The organism is Pseudomonas sp. CFBP 13710, assembly GCF_014842235.1.
Classification (GTDB): Bacteria; Pseudomonadota; Gammaproteobacteria; order Pseudomonadales; family Pseudomonadaceae; genus Aquipseudomonas; species Aquipseudomonas baltica.
In genome coordinates this window covers 219,399-234,525 of the sequence record NZ_JACYVJ010000002.1, presented here as the reverse complement: position 1 = coordinate 234,525, position 15,127 = coordinate 219,399, and the positions used below count along the sequence as shown (strand labels likewise).

The following is a 15,127-nucleotide window of genomic DNA, read 5'->3' as shown; positions in this document are numbered from 1 at the left end:
TTATCGCTCCGATCGACCTGGAGCCGAACCAATCTCACGCCTTCTGCTTTTCCAGGGCCACCTGGTAGAGCAGATTCTTGCGCACGCCGGTGATCTCGGCCGCCACCGCGGCAGCGCGCTTGAGCGGCATCTCTGCCAGCAGCAGGTCCAGAATGCGCATGACTTCGGTGCTGACGGCCTCATCGCTGACCGGCGCAGTCCATCCCGCCACCAGTACCACGCACTCGCCGCGCTGCTGATTGCTGTCGGCTTCCACGAATGCACGCAACTCGGACAGCGGCAGGCCTTTGAGGGTTTCAAAGGTTTTCGTCAATTCGCGCGCCAGCAGCGCAGAACGTTCACCGCCGAAGACTTTCTCCATGTCCTGCAGGCATTCGAGTATGCGATGCGGCGCCTCGTAGAAGATCAAGGTGCGCGGTTCTTCCCTGACCTGCTCCAGGCGCGCACAGCGACCGGCGGTCTTGGCCGGCAGGAAACCTTCGAAGATGAAACGGTCCGACGGCAGGCCAGCCGCCGACAGCGCCGCGATCAAGGCACAGGGACCGGGGACCGGCACTACCTGCACGCCCGCCGCACGCGCCTGACGCACCAGGTGATAACCGGGGTCGGAGATCAGCGGTGTACCCGCATCGGAAATCAGCGCGATGTCATCACCCGCCAGCAGACGCTGGATGAAACGGCTGCCTTCGTCCCGCTCGTTGTGCTCGTGACAGGCCGCCAGCGGCGTATTCAACCCGAAGTGCTGCATCAGACGCACCGAATGGCGGGTATCCTCGGCCGCGATCAACGCTACTTCGCCCAGGATCTTCAACGCGCGCGCGCTCATGTCGTCCAGATTGCCGATGGGCGTAGCCACTACATAAAGTGTGCCTGGGGTGGAATTAGAAGCGCTTGAAGCAGTCACAGCACACACCTTGTCGTTCGGCCAAACCCGCATTGTACAGGCTCCAGGCCAGCCAGTGCTCGCCCAGCGATCCGGCACGGCCGAGGTGAAACATTTGCTTGTCCTATATAAGGACAGGCTTGCCATCCTCGTCGCACCCCGGCCGATGCTTGGGTACACTTGCCCGTCTATTGATCGAGTAAATCAGGAAGATACCCATGACAGCCTGCCTGCGGCTTCTATCTGCCCTATGCCTCGCCGCCTTGCTGGCCGCGTGCGCCAGTTCGCCTTCATCCAATCTCGGTGAGCTGCCGCGCACGCCGGACGCGACCGTCGAGCAGCTGCTCGAACGCGCCACCGCCAGCAAGTCGCCGGAAGAAGCGGCAGCCTTGCGCTTGAGCGCGGCAGACCAGGCCGCTCGCCAGGGTGATCCAACCCGCGCCGCGCAGATCCTGCAGCAAGTGCGAATCGAACTGCTCAAGCCAGGCCTGCAGATATTGGCCAGCACCCTGGGCGCAGAGCTCGCACTGACCCGCAACGATGCCAAGGCCGCGCTTGCCGCCCTCGATCATCCGAGCCTGCAGCGCCTGGGCGAGCTGCCCGCAGACCAGCAGGTACGCGCGCATCTGGTGCGCGCTCGGGCCCTGGAAGCCGACGGGCAGATCCTGGCTGCGGCGCGCGAGCGCGTATTCGTGGCACCCCTGCTCAGTGGCGAGGTCGCCGGCCAGAATCACGAAGCCATCTGGGCACTGGTGGCTTCGCTGCCGGTGGAGCAGTTGCAAAACCAGAGCACCGACGACTTCGCCGGTTGGCTGAGCCTGGCCCTGGCCGTCAAATCGGCAGGCACCCTGGAACAGCAGCAAGCCGCCATCGATACCTGGGTGGCCCAGCACGCGGCTCACCCTGCCGCCAGACAGCTGCCGACCCCCTTGGTCAAACTCAAGGCCCTGGCCAGCCAGCCGCTGACCCGAATCGCCCTGCTGCTGCCACAGGAAGGCCAGTTGGCCGGCGTGGCCCGCGCCTTGCGCGAAGGCTTCATGGCGGCGTACTACCAAGCCCAGCAAGCCGGGCAAACGCCGCCGGTCATCGACGTGATCGACAGCTCGCGCCTCAGCTCGCTCGACGACTTCTACCGCCAGGCGCAGGCGCAAGGCGTGCAACTGGTGATCGGCCCGCTGGAGAAAAATCTGGTCAAGCAACTGGCGGCACGCACCCAGCTGCCACTGCCAACCCTGGCATTGAACTACAGCGACAACAACCAACTCGGTCCACCCCAGCTGTTCCAATTCGGCCTGGCCGCCGAAGACGAAGCGCGCGAAGTGTCCCGTCGCGCACGTGCCGACGGCTTGCACAGCGCTGCGGCAATGATCCCCAAGGGTGAGTGGGGCGACCGTGTGCTCAATGCCTTCCGCCAGGACTGGGAAGCCAACGGCGGCACGCTGGTTGCAGCCGAACGCGTCGACCAGCCGGTCCAACTGGCCCAACAGATCGCCGACATGCTCAACGTGCGCAACGCCGGCAGCGGCCTGCAGAGCAGCACCGGGACACAGGGATCGCGTCGCCAGGACATCGACTTCATCTTCCTCGCTGCCACACCGCAGCAGGCCCAGCAGATCAAGCCGACCTTGAACTTCCAGTACGCCGGCGACCTGCCGGTCTATGCCACTTCGCACGTGTTCAGCGCCAGCGGCGATCAGGCCCAGTACAACGACATGACCGGCATCCGCTTCTGCGAGACGCCGTGGTTGCTCGACACCAGCAACCCGTTGCGCCAGCAGGTTACCCGCCAGTGGCCGCAGGCCAACGGCAGCATGGGCCGACTGTATGCCATGGGCGTTGACGCCTACACCCTGGCCGCACGCCTGGGCCAGCTCAAGGCCCTGCCCGACAGCCGCATCGAAGGCCTGTCCGGCAACCTTGGCATGAGCGCCAGCCAACGCATCGAGCGCCAATTGCCGTGGGCGCAGTTCGCCGGTGGCCAGGTCCAGCGCCTGCCCAACACCACGCCGTAATGTCGCTGAGCCCCCGCCAGCAGGCGGGTCGCGAGGCCGAGCAGCAAGCCCTGGAGCACTTGTGCGCACAGGGCTTGACGCTGCTGGCGCAGAACTGGCTGTGCAAACGAGGCGAGCTTGATCTGGTCATGCTAGATGGCGATACAGTAGTATTCGTCGAGGTCCGCTATCGCCTGCATGCACAATGGGGTGGAGCGTTGGCCAGTATCGACGCCCGCAAACGCCAAAAGCTGGTGCTGGCCGCGCAATATTTCCTCATCAAGGAAGCGCGCTGGGCCCAGTATCCATGCCGTTTCGACGTGATCGCCCTGGAAGGCACCGGCACTCGGGCCACGCGCCTGAACTGGATCCGCAATGCCTTCGACAGCTGACACTCGACACCCTTGCCACCGGTTTTTGCTCTTTGCTTTGCGGGCTGCACATTCTTGTGCCGGGAACCACCGCCGCGTTGCGGTCTTGCCCGACCAGCCGCCCTACTTAAGGTCACCTTGATGGACATGCAATCCCGAATTCGCCAGCTTTTCCAGGCCAGTATCGATACCAAGCAACAGGCGATGGAAGTCCTTGCACCGTACATCGAACAAGCCAGCCAGGTCATGGTGGGTGCCTTGCTCAGCGATGGCAAGATGCTTTCCTGCGGCAATGGCGGCTCGGCCGGCGATGCCCAGCATTTCTCGTCCGAACTGCTCAACCGCTTCGAACGCGAACGCCCCAGCCTGCCTGCCATCGCCCTGACCACCGACAGCTCGACGATTACCTCGATCGCCAACGACTACAGCTTCAACGAGGTATTCTCCAAGCAGATCCGCGCGCTGGGCCAGCCGGGCGACGTGTTGCTGGCCATCTCCACCAGCGGCAACTCGGCCAACATCATCCAGGCGATCCAGGCCGCCCACGACCGCGACATGGTCGTGGTGGCTCTGACCGGCCGCGACGGGGGCGGCATGGCCTCCCTGTTGTTGCCCGAAGACGTCGAGATCCGCGTGCCAGCCAACGTCACGGCACGCATCCAGGAAGTTCACCTGCTGGCGATCCACTGTCTCTGCGACTTGATCGACAGCCAACTGTTCGGGAGTGAAGAATGAAGCGTAACCGCCTTGCCCTAGTGGCCCTGAGCCTGGCCTTGAGCGTCACCGGCTGCAGCTCGGTCCTGACTGCCACCCGCGACAACCCGATCGACGATGATCGCGGTACCCGCACCCTGGGCAGCAAGATCGACGACTCGCTGATCGAAACCAAGGTATCGGTGAACATTGCCAAGGCCAACATCGACCTGGACAAGAACTCCCATGTCGTCGTGACCAGCTACAACGGTGTGGTCCTGCTCGCCGGGCAGACGCCGCGCGCCGACCTCAAGGCCCTGGCCGAGCAGGCCGCCAGCGAAGTGCAGCGAGTCAAGAAGGTCCACAACGAGATCCAGGTGCTGGCGCCTTCCTCGTTGCTGGCGCGCAACAACGACGCCTGGCTGACCACCAAGATCAAGACCCAGATGCTGGCCGACAGCGCCATACCTGGTTCGCGCATCAAAGTCGTGACCGAGAACGGCATCGTTTACCTGTTGGGCCTGCTGACCCAGGCCGAGGCCACCCGCGCCACCAACCTGGTGCAAGGCGTCTCCGGTGTGCAGAAGATCGTCAAGCTGTTCGAGTACATCGACTGACCACAGCCGTTCACCACCATGAAAAAAGGCGATCCTTGCGGATCGCCTTTTTTCATTTCACCACTTTCAGACTCGGCCGCCCGGTTGGGCGCGGCGGCGGGTTGCCTGGCGGTGGAACGTCGTCATCGGCTTCGACGATGTCTTCGAACTCGGCTTCTTCCTCGTCCAGCTCGGGCGACTCCAGGTCGAAGACCATGCCTTGGCCATTCTCCCGGGCGTAGATACCGAGGATGGCACCCGAAGGCACGAACAGCGTGTGCGACACGCCACCGAAGCGACCGTCGAAGCTGACCGCTTCGTTGTCCATGTGCAGATTGCGCACAGCGCTGGGTGACACGTTCAGCACGATCTGGCCATCGCTGGCGAAACCTTGCGGCACCTGGACCGAGGGATACTCGGCATTGACCAGCATGTGCGGGGTGCAGTCATTGTCAACGATCCACTCGTATAGCGCGCGGATCAAATAGGGACGACTGGAGTTCATCAACGGCTCCTCAAAACCTAGCGCATTTCACGTTCAGCCGCGGACAGGCTGGCCTTGAAGGCCTCCCGCGCGAACTGACGTTCCATATAGTCGAGCAGCGGCTTGGCAGGCCGCGGCAGTTCGATACCCATGATCGGCAAGCGCCAGAGTATCGGCAGTAGACAGCAGTCGACCAGACTTTGCTCATCGCTGAGAAAGCAGGGCTTGTCGGCGAACAAGGCCGAAACACCGGTCAGGCTTTCGCGCAATTCCTTGCGCGCCTGCACGCGGGCGGCTTCCTTGCTGCGCGGGTCCAGGATCAGGTCCGCCAGGCCGCACCAGTCGCGCTGGATACGATGGATCAGCAACCGGCTGTTGGCACGTGCCACCGGGTACACCGGCAGCAGTGGCGGATGCGGATAGCGTTCGTCGAGGTATTCCATCACCACGGTCGATTCGAACAGGGCCAGATCGCGATCGACCAGTGTCGGCGTGCTGCCGTAGGGGTTCACTTCGATCAGCCTGGGTGGCAGGCGACCGCCCTCCACGTTGATGATCTCTGCGCTGACGCCTTTCTCGGCGAGAACGATACGCACCCGATGAGAATAGTGGTCGGCGGGGTCGGAGTAACAGGCCAACCGATTGGTCACGCCCATGGCGGTCCTCCTCGCGAATGTATGAATGCAAAAACGAGCGCCACCGGCAGGGGGCGCAAGCAAGCCGCGCAGTTTACCGCAATTTCAACGCACGTCCTTCCAGTATTCGCGTTTCAGCAAGTAAGCAAGGATGATCAGCAGCGCCAGGTACAGCAGCACGTACACACCGATCTGCCGGCTCTGTGCCTTTGCCGGATCGGCCGAGTACGCCAGGAAGGCCACCAGATTCCGTACCTTGGCGTCGAATTGCTGCGCATCGAGGCTGCCGGTACCGGGTATCACCCGCAGCTGCGTACACGGCTGGCCCGTGGGTTCGGGGCAGTCGAGCACCTGGCGGCCCTGCAGGCTTTCCAGCACGTTGGGCATGCCGACGTTGGGGTAGACGACATTGTTCACACCCCAGGGGCGCTGGGGGTCGGCGTGAAAGCCGAGCAGGTAGGCGTGCAGCCAGTCCGTGCCGCGCACACGAGCCACCAGGGTCAGGTCGGGCACCTCGGCGCCGAACCAGGCTTTGGCATCGGCCGGCTGCAGGCGCGTCTGCATGTGATCGGCAATGGCTGCGCCGGCTGGGGCCAAGGTCTGCAGCATTTGCTCATAGGGTACGCCCAGGTCGTCGGCCACTGTCTGGTAACGCTGAAACCTGGCCCCGTGGCAGCCCATGCAATAGCCGACGAAGGTGCTTGCACCGTCTCGCAAGGCCGCCTTGTCGCTCACCTCGACTGCCACCGGGTGCACCAGCGGCGCCACCGGGTCCGCCCAGGCCCGCGGCAGGGCCAGCAACAGCAAGACGGCAATCGTGAATTTCATCGGCGAGGGATCCGATCGGGTACCGCCCGGGTAATCTCCCGCCGCGTGTACAGCGGCATGGCTAGGAAATAGCCGAAGTACAGCACCACGCCTCCCCGCGCTATCCAGGTGGTGATGACCGTGGCCGGTTGCATGCCGACGTAGCCCAGCGTCACGAACGCCACGCAGAACAGCGCCAGCGCCGCGCGACTGAACCAGCCTTTGTAGCGCATCGACTTGACCGGGCTGCGGTCCAGCCATGGCAGCACGAACAGGATGGCAATCGCGAAAGCCATGGCCAGCACCCCCATGAGCTTGTCGGGAACGGCGCGCAAGATGGCGTAGAACGGGGTGAAGTACCAGACCGGCGCGATATGTTCGGGCGTCTTGAGCACGTTTGCAGGCTCGAAGTTGGCCGGCTCCAGGAAATAGCCGCCCATCTGCGGAAAGAAGAACACCACCGCGCTGAACACAAAGAGAAAGATCACCACCCCGAGCAGGTCCTTGACCGTGTAGTACGGATGGAAGGCAATGCCATCCAGCGGCTTGCCATCGGCATCCCGAAGCTGCTTGATATCGATGCCGTCGGGGTTGTTCGAGCCAACTTCGTGCAACGCGAGAATGTGCAGCACCACCAGCCCCACGATCAGCAGCGGCACTGCCACCACGTGCAGCGCGAAGAAACGGTTCAAGGTGATACCCGAAACCAGATAGTCACCGCGGATCCACTGAGCCAGGTCAGCGCCCACGATCGGGATCGCTCCGAACAGGGAAATGATCACCTGCGCGCCCCAATACGACATCTGCCCCCACGGCAGCAGGTAGCCCATAAACGCTTCCGCCATCAGCAGCAGGTAGAGCGACATGCCGAAGACCCACACCAGCTCGCGCGGCTTTTGATAGGAGCCATACAGCAGCCCGCGGAACATGTGCAGGTAGATCACGATGAAAAATGCCGACGCACCGGTCGAATGCAGGTAGCGCAGGAGCCAGCCATATTCGACGTCGCGCATGATGTATTCGATGGAGGCGAAGGCGCCTTCGGCGGTGGGTGTGTAGTTCATGGTCAACCAGATGCCGGTAAGCAACTGGTTGAGCAGCATCAACAGCGCCAGCGAGCCGAAGATATAGAAAAAATTCAGGTTCTTGGGGACGTAGTAATGGCTCAGATGATCGCGCCATACCCTACCCACCGGCAGACGCGCCTCGATCCACTGCAGCAGGCCACGCATCAGGCGCCCTCCCCGTCGACACCCAGCACCAGTACCTCGGCACTTTCGTAGTGATGCGCGGGCACGGCCAGGTTCAACGGCGCGGGCTGTGCCTTGAAGACCCGTCCGGCAAGATCGTAGTGCGAGCCGTGACACGGGCAGAAATACCCGCCCTGCCAGTCCGGCCCGAGGTCGGCGGCGGCGACCTCGGGACGAAAGGTCGGCGAACACCCCAGGTGCGTACAGATACCCACCACCACCAGCACTTCGGGCTTGATGGCTCGCAGGGCTGGGTCGACATAGCCTGGCTGATCGGAATCGCGCGACTGGGGATCGGCCAGATGCTCGGTGTTCTGGGCCAGGCGTTCGAGGATCTGCGGCGTGCGTCGGCAGATGAAAACGGGTTGGCCGCGCCACTGGACAACCATCTGCTGCCCCGGTTCGATCTTGGCGATATTCACCTTCACCGGCGCGGCTGCTGCGCGGGCTTTCGCGCTGGGCTGCCATGACGCCACGAAGGGCACTGCTGCAGCCACTGCGCCGGCAGCGCCTACCAGCGTCGTGGTGCCGACCAGAAAGCGTCGGCGACCCTGGTCGATGTCACACGCGCCGCCCTGCTCATCTGCCATCATTTACCTTAGCCTGCTGCAACAGGCGTGTGCATTGTCTTGCGCGCAGTGTACCAGCGCCTCCCAAGGATTGACGGGCGAAAAAAAACCCGGCTCGCGAGAACCGGGTTTTTTCTGGAACGAAGACGCGAATTAACGCTTCGAGTACTGCGGACGCTTACGCGCTTTACGCAGACCGACTTTCTTACGTTCAACTTCACGAGCATCGCGAGTCACGAAGCCTGCTTTACGCAGGGCCGGACGCAGTGCTTCGTTGTAGTCCATCAGTGCACGAGTGATACCGTGACGGATCGCACCAGCCTGACCGCTGACACCACCACCGATAACGGTGACGTAGATGTCGAACTTCTCGGTGTTATCGGTCAGCTCCAGCGGTTGACGAACTACCATGCGGGCAGTTTCGCGACCGAAGAAGGTTTCCAGAGTGCGATTGTTGATGGAGATCTTACCGGTGCCCGGACGCAGGAAAACGCGAGCGGTTGCGGTCTTGCGACGGCCAGTGCCGTAATTTTGAGTCGCCGACATAATGAACTATTCCGTTAAAACTTCAGTTCTTGGGGCTGCTGAGCAGTATGAGGGTGAGCAGCGCCCGCATAGACTTTCAGCTTACGGTACATGTCGCGACCCAGCGGGTTCTTGGGCAGCATGCCCTTGACCGCGGTCTCGAGCACGCGCTCAGGCGCCTTGGCGATCAGCTTTTCAAAGTTGATCGACTTGATACCGCCCGGGAAACCGGAGTGGGAGTAGTAGATCTTGTCAGTGGTCTTGGCACCAGTGACACGCACCTGCTCGGCGTTGATGACGACGATATAGTCGCCGGTGTCAACGTGAGGAGTGTACTCAGGCTTGTGCTTGCCACGCAGACGGCTCGCGATTTCTGTAGCCAGACGACCCAGGGTCTGACCAGCAGCATCAACGACGAACCAGTCGCGCTTTACTGTTTCCGGTTTAGCAGTAAAAGTTTTCATTCTTTATAGCCTCAGGGGCCGCCCAGCAAAAAGAGACGGCGGATCTTACTGAATAGTGCTTACTTTGACAAGTCAAAGGCAGCCGGGCACGGGACACTTTTGGGGGGCTCGGGTCTTCGCGTCACATACACGGCAAAATTCTTCCGGGAGGCGGGGCATCACTTCCACTTCGCAGAGAGGGGCCGAATTATCCAGATTGCGAAAAAAATATCAACCTGCTTTTATGATTCCTTTGCCAAGAGGAGTCACCGATGCACTATCGCCAGCTGGGACGTACCGATCTGAACGTGAGCGCGCTGTGCCTGGGCACCATGACCTGGGGCGAGCAGAACACCGAGGAGCAAGGCTTCGCGCAGATAGAAAGGGCCAAGGCGGCCGGCATCAATTTCATCGACACCGCAGAAATGTACCCGGTGCCCCCGCGCCCGGAAACCTATGCCGCCACCGAGCGGGTGATCGGCAACTGGTTCAAGCGCCAGGGCGACCGCGCCGACTGGATCCTGGCCAGCAAGATCGCAGGCCCCGGCAATGGCATCAGCCACATCCGCGATGGCCAGCTGAAGTTCGACCGCGCGCATATCGTTGCGGCGCTGGACGCCAGCCTGCAGCGGTTGCAGACCGACTGGATCGATCTCTATCAGTTGCACTGGCCGGAGCGCAGCACCAATTTCTTCGGCAAGCTGGGCTACCAGCACACCCAGGATCAGCTCGATACCCCGCTGCAGGAAACCCTGCAGGTGCTCGACGAGCAGGTCAAGGCCGGCAAGATCAGGCATGTCGGGCTGTCCAACGAAACCCCATGGGGCACGATGAAGTTCCTGGGCCTGGCCGACAGCGGCAGCCTGCCCCGCCCGGTGTCCATCCAGAACCCCTACAACCTGCTCAACCGCACGTTCGAAGTAGGCCTGGCCGAAGTGGCGATCCGCGAGCAGTGCGGGCTGCTGGCCTACTCGCCCCTGGCGTTTGGCATGCTCTCGGGCAAGTTCGAGAACGGCGCGCGGCCGGCTGGCAGTCGTCTGGCGCTGTTCAGCCGCTTTACCCGCTATGCCAATGAGCAGGCGGTCGCTGCCACCAGCCGCTACGTAGAGCTGGCCCGCGAACATGGTTTGGACCCGGCGCAGATGGCTCTGGCCTTCGTCACCGCGCAGCCGTTCGTGACCAGCAACATCATTGGCGCGACCTCGCTGGAGCAATTGGACAGCAACCTGGCGAGCATTGATTTGGTGCTGTCCGAAGACGTGCTGGCGGGTATCGAGGCGATCCATAAGGCGCAGCCGAATCCGGCGCCCTGATGTTCGATCGTTGCCGTTCATGATGACCTCTTCGCGGCCACTGGCCGCTCCTACCGGATCGTATGGATCTTTCGCAGGAGCGGTCAGCGGCCGCGATGCAATCAACGCCGCCCCATTCTCGACCTCGCTTGAACCCGATGACGCTTCGGCCATATCCTGACCGCTTTCACCCCACAAGAATAAAATCATGATCTTCACGCCCCACACGCCCGCGCTGCGGCGCGTCTGCATTCTGGCCACCGACCAGGTCATGGCCTCGACCCTGATGCAAGCCAAGGACTTCTTCCACATGGCCAGCCTGCGTTATGGCAAGCAGATGGGCCTGGAACGCCACGCCCTCTTCGAAACACGCCTGGTCAGCCCGGACGCGCTACCGGTGTGCAGTTTCAGTGACGTCATGCTGCCCGTGGACGGTGGCCTCGAAGATGCCAACCTGATCATCCTGCCTGCCTGCTGGGGCGACTTCGACAGCGCTGCCGCGCGCTACCCTCAGGTGCTGCCCTGGCTATGCGCTCAACACGCGCGCGGCGCTGTGCTGTGCGGCGAGGCGAGCGGCGTGTTCTGGCTGGCCGCCAGTGGCTTGCTGGACGGCAAGGAGGCGACTACCTACTGGCGTTTCTTCGAGGAATTCAGACAGCGCTTTCCAAGCGTTCGGCTCAATCAGGACAAGCACCTGACCGACGCCGACAACCTGTTCTGCGCCGGCGGACCGGTATCGGCCTGTGACCTGTACATTCACCTGATCGAGCGGTTCTGTGGCGCCCACGTGGCTCAGGCGGTCTCGCGCGATACCCTGTACGAGGTGCAGCGCAGCTATACGTCGGGACGCATCGGCTTCGGCGGGCAGAAGCTGCATCGCGACGTGCCGATCCTGCATATACAGCAATGGCTGGAAGAGCATTTCGCCGAGAAATTCCGCTTCGAAGATGTCGCACGCGAACGCGGCATGAGCATTCGCAACTTCATGCGTCGCTTCCATGCCGCCACCGGTGACAAGCCGCTGCACTACCTGCAGCGATTGCGCATCGAAACCGCCAAGGGGCTGTTGTCGGGTACCCGCAAGAGCGTCAAGACCATCAGCTACGAGGTGGGCTACGACGATGCCAGTTTCTTCGCCAGGCTGTTCCGCCAGCACACCGAACTGTCGCCCAACGGCTATCGCCAGCAGTTCATGCAGGAGGCCTGAACGACAGCGCCGTGCGCTTCGCGGCCGCTGACCGCTCCTACCGGGAATTGTTGGAGCGGTCAGCGGCCGTGAAGGGCGCAACATCGGACCGCTCCCACACAAGTCCGTGCCAAGCAGGAATTTTGTAGGAGCGGTCAGCGGCCGCGAACCAGACGCTGCGGTATGTCAGGGCTTGTGCGCGCGCGACAGGAACTCGTGGGACTGCATCTCCAACAGTCGGCTCAAGGTGCGCTGGAACTCGAAGTTCAAACGCCCACCGGTGTACAGGTCCTTGAGTTCCACTTCGGCCGAGATGATCAGCTTCACGTTGCGATCGTAGAACTCGTCGACCATGTTGATGAAGCGGCGAGCGATATCGTCGGTGGTCACGCTCATCTGCTCGACACCGCTGAGCAGCACGGCGTTGAAGATCTTGCCCAACTCGATGTAGTCGTTCTGGCTACGCGGGCCATCGCACAGCTCGCGGAATTCGAACCAGGCCACGTCATCGCAGGTGCGCAGCGCACGGATCTCGCGGTTCTCGATCATCAAGGGATCGTTCTCGACCACCTTGGTGCTGTTGTGCGTCAGCGCCTTGAAGCTTTCGCGCATGCTGGCCTGAGCGGCCTCATCGAGCGGCGAATGGAACAGCTCGGCCTGTTCCAGGTGGCGCAGGCGATAGTCGACGCCGCTGTCGACGTTGACGATCTCGGTATGCTCCTTGATCAGCGCGATCGCCGGCAGGAAACGCGCTCGCTGCAGGCCATCCTTGTACAAGCCATCGGGCACGATGTTGGAAGTCGCCACCAGCGTCACGCCGTTCTTGAACAGCTCTTCCATCAGGGTGCCGAGAATCATTGCATCGGTGATGTCGGAAACGAAGAATTCATCGAAGCAGATCACCCGCGCCTCGTCGGAGAAGCGCTTGGCGATGACCGTCAGCGGGTTTTTCACGTCCTTGAGGGTTTTCAGCTCCTCGTGCACGCGCTTCATGAAACGGTGAAAGTGCGTGCGCACCTTCTGCTCGAACGGCAAGGCATCGAAGAAGGTGTCGACCAGGTAGGTCTTGCCACGGCCAACGCCGCCCCAGAAGTAAATCCCCTTGACCAGCTTGGGTTCCTTCTTGCCGAACAGCTTGCCGAACACGCCTGGCTTGCTGGTGCCGGCAGCGACCAGGTCGTCGTACAGACGCTGCAGGTGGCGGACGGCATTTTCCTGGGCGGCGTCGTGGAAGAATTCGGGACGTTTGAGATCGGCTTGGTATCGTTCTAGGGGCGTCATATTCGTTAGCAAGGCAACAAAAACGGGCCGTCACTGTAGCGACGGCCCAGGATAATGGCAATGAGCTTTGCGACAGCGTGTCGCATCACTCCCCTTGAGGTTGCAGCGCCTGGCGCAACGCCTGGACGGCGGTATCGCGCGCTTCTGCCGTGGTGAACGACGGGCCGTCGGCCACGCAGGTGTCGTCCAGCCACAGCGTGAAGCTTTCGGCATCGCTGCGGATGTCCAGTTCATTACCTTGTTGCAGTTGCTTGCTGACCTGCCCGGCTGCCTTGCCGTCGGGGAAGCTGCGCGACAGCAGCAGTTGTTCGCCGCTGGCATCGAGCAGGCGGAAGCGGAAGCTGCCATCGTCGTCACGAAAGCTGACGAAACGTGCGGTCTTGGCGGCTTTCTTCTTGCCTGCCGTGGTCACCTGGACCTGCTCGCGGAAAGAGCGCAGCCCCACCGCTTCACGCAGCTCACCCAGGAAAGGCGTGGCGACGGCACGCGCTTTCGCAGCGCCCGCCAGGAGAATGTCTTCCAGTTCGGCCGGGCGTTCGATGAAGTGGTGATAGCGTTCGCGCGCTTCGCCCAGCTCGGCATCGAGCAGGCTGAACAGACGCGCCTTGGCTTCGCCCCAGCCCAGCCCTTCACGCAGCGCGGCATGGAACTCGGCGCTCTGCTCGGGCGTGGCGAACGCCTGAAACAGGGTAAACAGGTGCGAGCTGTCCGGATCCTTCGCCTCGCCTGGGGCGCGCGAGTCGGTGACGATGCGCGAGATCGCATCCTTCATGTCCCTGGCGCTGGTGAACAACGGAATGGTGTTGTCGTAGCTCTTGGACATCTTGCGCCCGTCCAGGCCTGGCAAGGTGGCGACGCTTTCCTCGATCAAGGCCTGGGGCATGACGAAGAACTCGCGGCCCTTGCCGAACAAATGGTTGAAGCGCTGGCCGATGTCGCGGGCCATTTCCACGTGCTGGATCTGGTCGCGACCGACCGGCACCTTGTGCGCGTTGAACATCAGGATGTCGGCGGCCATCAGCACCGGATAGCTGTACAAACCCATGGAAATGCCGGCATCCGGGTCTTCCCCGGCGGCGACGTTGTGGTCGACCGAGGCCTTGTAGGCGTGGGCACGGTTGAGCAGGCCCTTGGCAGCAACGCAGGTCAACAACCAGGTCAGCTCGGGGATTTCCGGAATATCGGACTGCCGGTAGAAGGTCACTCGTTCCACGTCCAGGCCCGATGCCAGCCAGGTGGCGGCGATTTCCAGACGCGAGCGCTGAATGCGCAGCGGGTCATCGCATTTGATCAGGGCATGATAGTCGGCCAGGAAATAGAACGAGTCGGCGTCACTCTGCCGACTGGCAACGATCGCCGGGCGAATGGCCCCGGCGTAGTTGCCCAGGTGAGGCGTGCCAGTGGTGGTGATACCGGTCAGGATACGAGTGGTCATGGGTCGGTTCTTGTTCAGGGGCCGTGGACAGGCATCAGTTCGAAAGGCGCGGCAGCAGCAGATCCTTGAGGTCGGTCAGCTTGCCGTGAAAAAAGTGCCCGCATTCTGCCACTTTCAGCAGCTCATGGGGGCGATCGAGGTTGTCGGACCAGTCGTAGACCAGCTGCGGATCAACCACTTCGTCGGCGTCCGGCTGGATCACGGTCAACGTGGCCTGTTGCGGCAGGCTTTCAGTCATCCGCATCACCGCAGGAGCGACCATGAACAGATGCTTCACCGCCTCGCCCTGGGCTTCCAGACGACCTGCCAGGGTGGCTGCAACGAAACCGCCAAATGAAAAGCCCAGAATCGTCAGCGGCAGCTCGGGGTGTTTCGCTCGCAGCCAGGCAGCCACGGCCTGGGCATCGTCGACCTCCCCCGTGCCCATGTCATGGCTGCCTGCGCTGGCGCCCACGCCCCGGTAGTTGAAGCGCAGGGTCGACAGGCCGACGTCGCGCGCGCTGCGTTGCAAGGTGGACACCACCTTGTTGAGCATGGTCCCGCCTTGTACCGGATTGGGGTGGCAGATCAACGCGATGCCGGTGGCATCGGCGGTGTCGAGGTACAACGCTTCGAGTGAGCCCGAGGGGCCGTCGATGAAAACTGCGGTTTCGCGGATGAGCAAGTGATGAACTCCGTGACCTCAA

At 62.4% G+C, this 15,127-nt stretch carries 17 protein-coding genes; 6 read left to right on the top strand and 11 right to left on the bottom strand.

What is annotated here, in order from left to right; all coding sequences use genetic code 11:
• Positions 1 to 34 precede the first annotated feature (34 nt).
• A complete protein-coding gene (rsmI, locus tag IFT44_RS05645; RefSeq protein WP_192104038.1) occupies positions 35 to 937 on the bottom strand; it encodes a 16S rRNA (cytidine(1402)-2'-O)-methyltransferase in 903 nt (300 codons plus the stop codon).
• 164 nt (positions 938 to 1,101) lie between these two features.
• Between rsmI and IFT44_RS05640 the strand changes: the two genes are divergently transcribed.
• The 4 genes from IFT44_RS05640 to IFT44_RS05625 all read left to right on the top strand — a co-directional run bounded on the left by IFT44_RS05640 (position 1,102) and on the right by IFT44_RS05625 (position 4,555).
• The gene (locus IFT44_RS05640) at positions 1,102 to 2,895 is read left to right on the top strand and encodes a penicillin-binding protein activator (protein WP_192175560.1); all 1,794 of its coding nucleotides are present in this window, start codon (positions 1,102 to 1,104) and stop codon (positions 2,893 to 2,895) included.
• Positions 2,895 to 3,266 carry a YraN family protein gene (locus IFT44_RS05635; protein ID WP_192175559.1) on the top strand — a complete coding sequence of 124 codons (372 nt, stop codon included), beginning with the start codon at positions 2,895 to 2,897 and terminating at the stop codon, positions 3,264 to 3,266. Before IFT44_RS05640 ends, IFT44_RS05635 begins: the two co-directional genes overlap by 1 nt.
• Positions 3,267 to 3,386: 120 nt before the next feature.
• Positions 3,387 to 3,980, top strand: coding sequence for a phosphoheptose isomerase (locus IFT44_RS05630; protein ID WP_122479477.1), 594 nt, complete (start codon positions 3,387 to 3,389; stop codon positions 3,978 to 3,980).
• The gene (locus IFT44_RS05625) at positions 3,977 to 4,555 is read left to right on the top strand and encodes a BON domain-containing protein (protein WP_122479478.1); all 579 of its coding nucleotides are present in this window, start codon (positions 3,977 to 3,979) and stop codon (positions 4,553 to 4,555) included. The genes IFT44_RS05630 and IFT44_RS05625 overlap by 4 nt, the downstream gene beginning before the upstream one ends.
• Before the next feature lie 52 nt (positions 4,556 to 4,607).
• Here the strand turns inward: IFT44_RS05625 and IFT44_RS05620 are convergent, their stop codons facing one another.
• The 7 genes from IFT44_RS05620 to rplM all read right to left on the bottom strand — a co-directional run bounded on the left by IFT44_RS05620 (position 4,608) and on the right by rplM (position 9,268).
• The gene (locus tag IFT44_RS05620) at positions 4,608 to 5,039 is read right to left on the bottom strand and encodes a ClpXP protease specificity-enhancing factor (RefSeq protein ID WP_192175558.1); all 432 of its coding nucleotides are present in this window, start codon (positions 5,037 to 5,039) and stop codon (positions 4,608 to 4,610) included.
• A gap of 17 nt (positions 5,040 to 5,056) precedes the next feature.
• Positions 5,057 to 5,674 carry a glutathione S-transferase N-terminal domain-containing protein gene (locus IFT44_RS05615; protein WP_049860608.1) on the bottom strand — a complete coding sequence of 206 codons (618 nt, stop codon included), beginning with the start codon at positions 5,672 to 5,674 and terminating at the stop codon, positions 5,057 to 5,059.
• Between the two features lie 84 nt (positions 5,675 to 5,758).
• Positions 5,759 to 6,481: a cytochrome c1 gene (locus IFT44_RS05610; protein ID WP_192175557.1), complete on the bottom strand. Its 723-nt coding sequence runs from the start codon at positions 6,479 to 6,481 to the stop codon at positions 5,759 to 5,761.
• Positions 6,478 to 7,692, bottom strand: a complete 1,215-nt coding sequence (locus tag IFT44_RS05605) for a cytochrome b (RefSeq protein WP_244652100.1) — start codon at positions 7,690 to 7,692, stop codon at positions 6,478 to 6,480. The genes IFT44_RS05610 and IFT44_RS05605 overlap by 4 nt, the downstream gene beginning before the upstream one ends.
• Complete coding sequence (gene petA, locus IFT44_RS05600) at positions 7,692 to 8,300, bottom strand: ubiquinol-cytochrome c reductase iron-sulfur subunit (RefSeq protein ID WP_185794208.1); 609 nt, start codon at positions 8,298 to 8,300, stop codon at positions 7,692 to 7,694. The genes IFT44_RS05605 and petA overlap by 1 nt, the downstream gene beginning before the upstream one ends.
• 132 nt (positions 8,301 to 8,432) lie before the next feature.
• Positions 8,433 to 8,825, bottom strand: coding sequence for a 30S ribosomal protein S9 (gene rpsI, locus IFT44_RS05595; protein ID WP_192175556.1), 393 nt, complete (start codon positions 8,823 to 8,825; stop codon positions 8,433 to 8,435).
• Positions 8,826 to 8,839: 14 nt separating this feature from the next.
• The gene (rplM, locus tag IFT44_RS05590) at positions 8,840 to 9,268 is read right to left on the bottom strand and encodes a 50S ribosomal protein L13 (RefSeq protein ID WP_043186791.1); all 429 of its coding nucleotides are present in this window, start codon (positions 9,266 to 9,268) and stop codon (positions 8,840 to 8,842) included.
• A gap of 251 nt (positions 9,269 to 9,519) precedes the next feature.
• Between rplM and IFT44_RS05585 the strand changes: the two genes are divergently transcribed.
• Together IFT44_RS05585 and IFT44_RS05580 are read left to right on the top strand one after the other, a co-directional pair.
• Positions 9,520 to 10,560, top strand: coding sequence for an NADP(H)-dependent aldo-keto reductase (locus IFT44_RS05585; RefSeq protein WP_192175555.1), 1,041 nt, complete (start codon positions 9,520 to 9,522; stop codon positions 10,558 to 10,560).
• Positions 10,561 to 10,849: 289 nt separating this feature from the next.
• A complete protein-coding gene (locus IFT44_RS05580; protein ID WP_192175739.1) occupies positions 10,850 to 11,746 on the top strand; it encodes a GlxA family transcriptional regulator in 897 nt (298 codons plus the stop codon).
• Between the two features lie 165 nt (positions 11,747 to 11,911).
• Here the strand turns inward: IFT44_RS05580 and zapE are convergent, their stop codons facing one another.
• The 3 genes from zapE to IFT44_RS05565 form a co-directional block, all read right to left on the bottom strand.
• The gene (gene zapE, locus IFT44_RS05575; RefSeq protein WP_122479484.1) at positions 11,912 to 13,006 is read right to left on the bottom strand and encodes a cell division protein ZapE; all 1,095 of its coding nucleotides are present in this window, start codon (positions 13,004 to 13,006) and stop codon (positions 11,912 to 11,914) included.
• An 85-nt stretch (positions 13,007 to 13,091) separates the two neighbouring features.
• Complete coding sequence (locus IFT44_RS05570) at positions 13,092 to 14,441, bottom strand: tryptophan--tRNA ligase (protein ID WP_192175554.1); 1,350 nt, start codon at positions 14,439 to 14,441, stop codon at positions 13,092 to 13,094.
• Positions 14,442 to 14,475: 34 nt separating this feature from the next.
• Positions 14,476 to 15,105 (bottom strand): alpha/beta hydrolase, encoded by a 630-nt coding sequence (locus IFT44_RS05565; protein ID WP_192175553.1) that lies wholly within the window; start codon positions 15,103 to 15,105, stop codon positions 14,476 to 14,478.
• Positions 15,106 to 15,127 lie beyond the last annotated feature (22 nt).

Bases quoted from the DNA above. Each gene is read 5' to 3' on its own strand.
- IFT44_RS05640 (WP_192175560.1), top strand. From the start codon at position 1,102: ATGACAGCCTGCCTGCGGCTTCTATCTGCCCTATGCCTCGCCGCCTTG.
- IFT44_RS05635 (WP_192175559.1), top strand. From the start codon at position 2,895: ATGTCGCTGAGCCCCCGCCAGCAGGCGGGTCGCGAGGCCGAGCAGCAA.
- IFT44_RS05610 (WP_192175557.1), bottom strand. From the start codon at position 6,481: ATGAAATTCACGATTGCCGTCTTGCTGTTGCTGGCCCTGCCGCGGGCC.
- IFT44_RS05625 (WP_122479478.1), top strand. From the start codon at position 3,977: ATGAAGCGTAACCGCCTTGCCCTAGTGGCCCTGAGCCTGGCCTTGAGC.
- rsmI (WP_192104038.1), bottom strand. From the start codon at position 937: ATGCGGGTTTGGCCGAACGACAAGGTGTGTGCTGTGACTGCTTCAAGC.
- IFT44_RS05620 (WP_192175558.1), bottom strand. From the start codon at position 5,039: ATGAACTCCAGTCGTCCCTATTTGATCCGCGCGCTATACGAGTGGATC.
- IFT44_RS05615 (WP_049860608.1), bottom strand. From the start codon at position 5,674: ATGGGCGTGACCAATCGGTTGGCCTGTTACTCCGACCCCGCCGACCAC.
- rpsI (WP_192175556.1), bottom strand. From the start codon at position 8,825: ATGTCGGCGACTCAAAATTACGGCACTGGCCGTCGCAAGACCGCAACC.
- IFT44_RS05580 (WP_192175739.1), top strand. From the start codon at position 10,850: ATGGCCAGCCTGCGTTATGGCAAGCAGATGGGCCTGGAACGCCACGCC.
- IFT44_RS05585 (WP_192175555.1), top strand. From the start codon at position 9,520: ATGCACTATCGCCAGCTGGGACGTACCGATCTGAACGTGAGCGCGCTG.
- IFT44_RS05605 (WP_244652100.1), bottom strand. From the start codon at position 7,692: ATGCGTGGCCTGCTGCAGTGGATCGAGGCGCGTCTGCCGGTGGGTAGG.
- zapE (WP_122479484.1), bottom strand. From the start codon at position 13,006: ATGACGCCCCTAGAACGATACCAAGCCGATCTCAAACGTCCCGAATTC.
- IFT44_RS05630 (WP_122479477.1), top strand. From the start codon at position 3,387: ATGGACATGCAATCCCGAATTCGCCAGCTTTTCCAGGCCAGTATCGAT.
- rplM (WP_043186791.1), bottom strand. From the start codon at position 9,268: ATGAAAACTTTTACTGCTAAACCGGAAACAGTAAAGCGCGACTGGTTC.
- IFT44_RS05570 (WP_192175554.1), bottom strand. From the start codon at position 14,441: ATGACCACTCGTATCCTGACCGGTATCACCACCACTGGCACGCCTCAC.
- petA (WP_185794208.1), bottom strand. From the start codon at position 8,300: ATGGCAGATGAGCAGGGCGGCGCGTGTGACATCGACCAGGGTCGCCGA.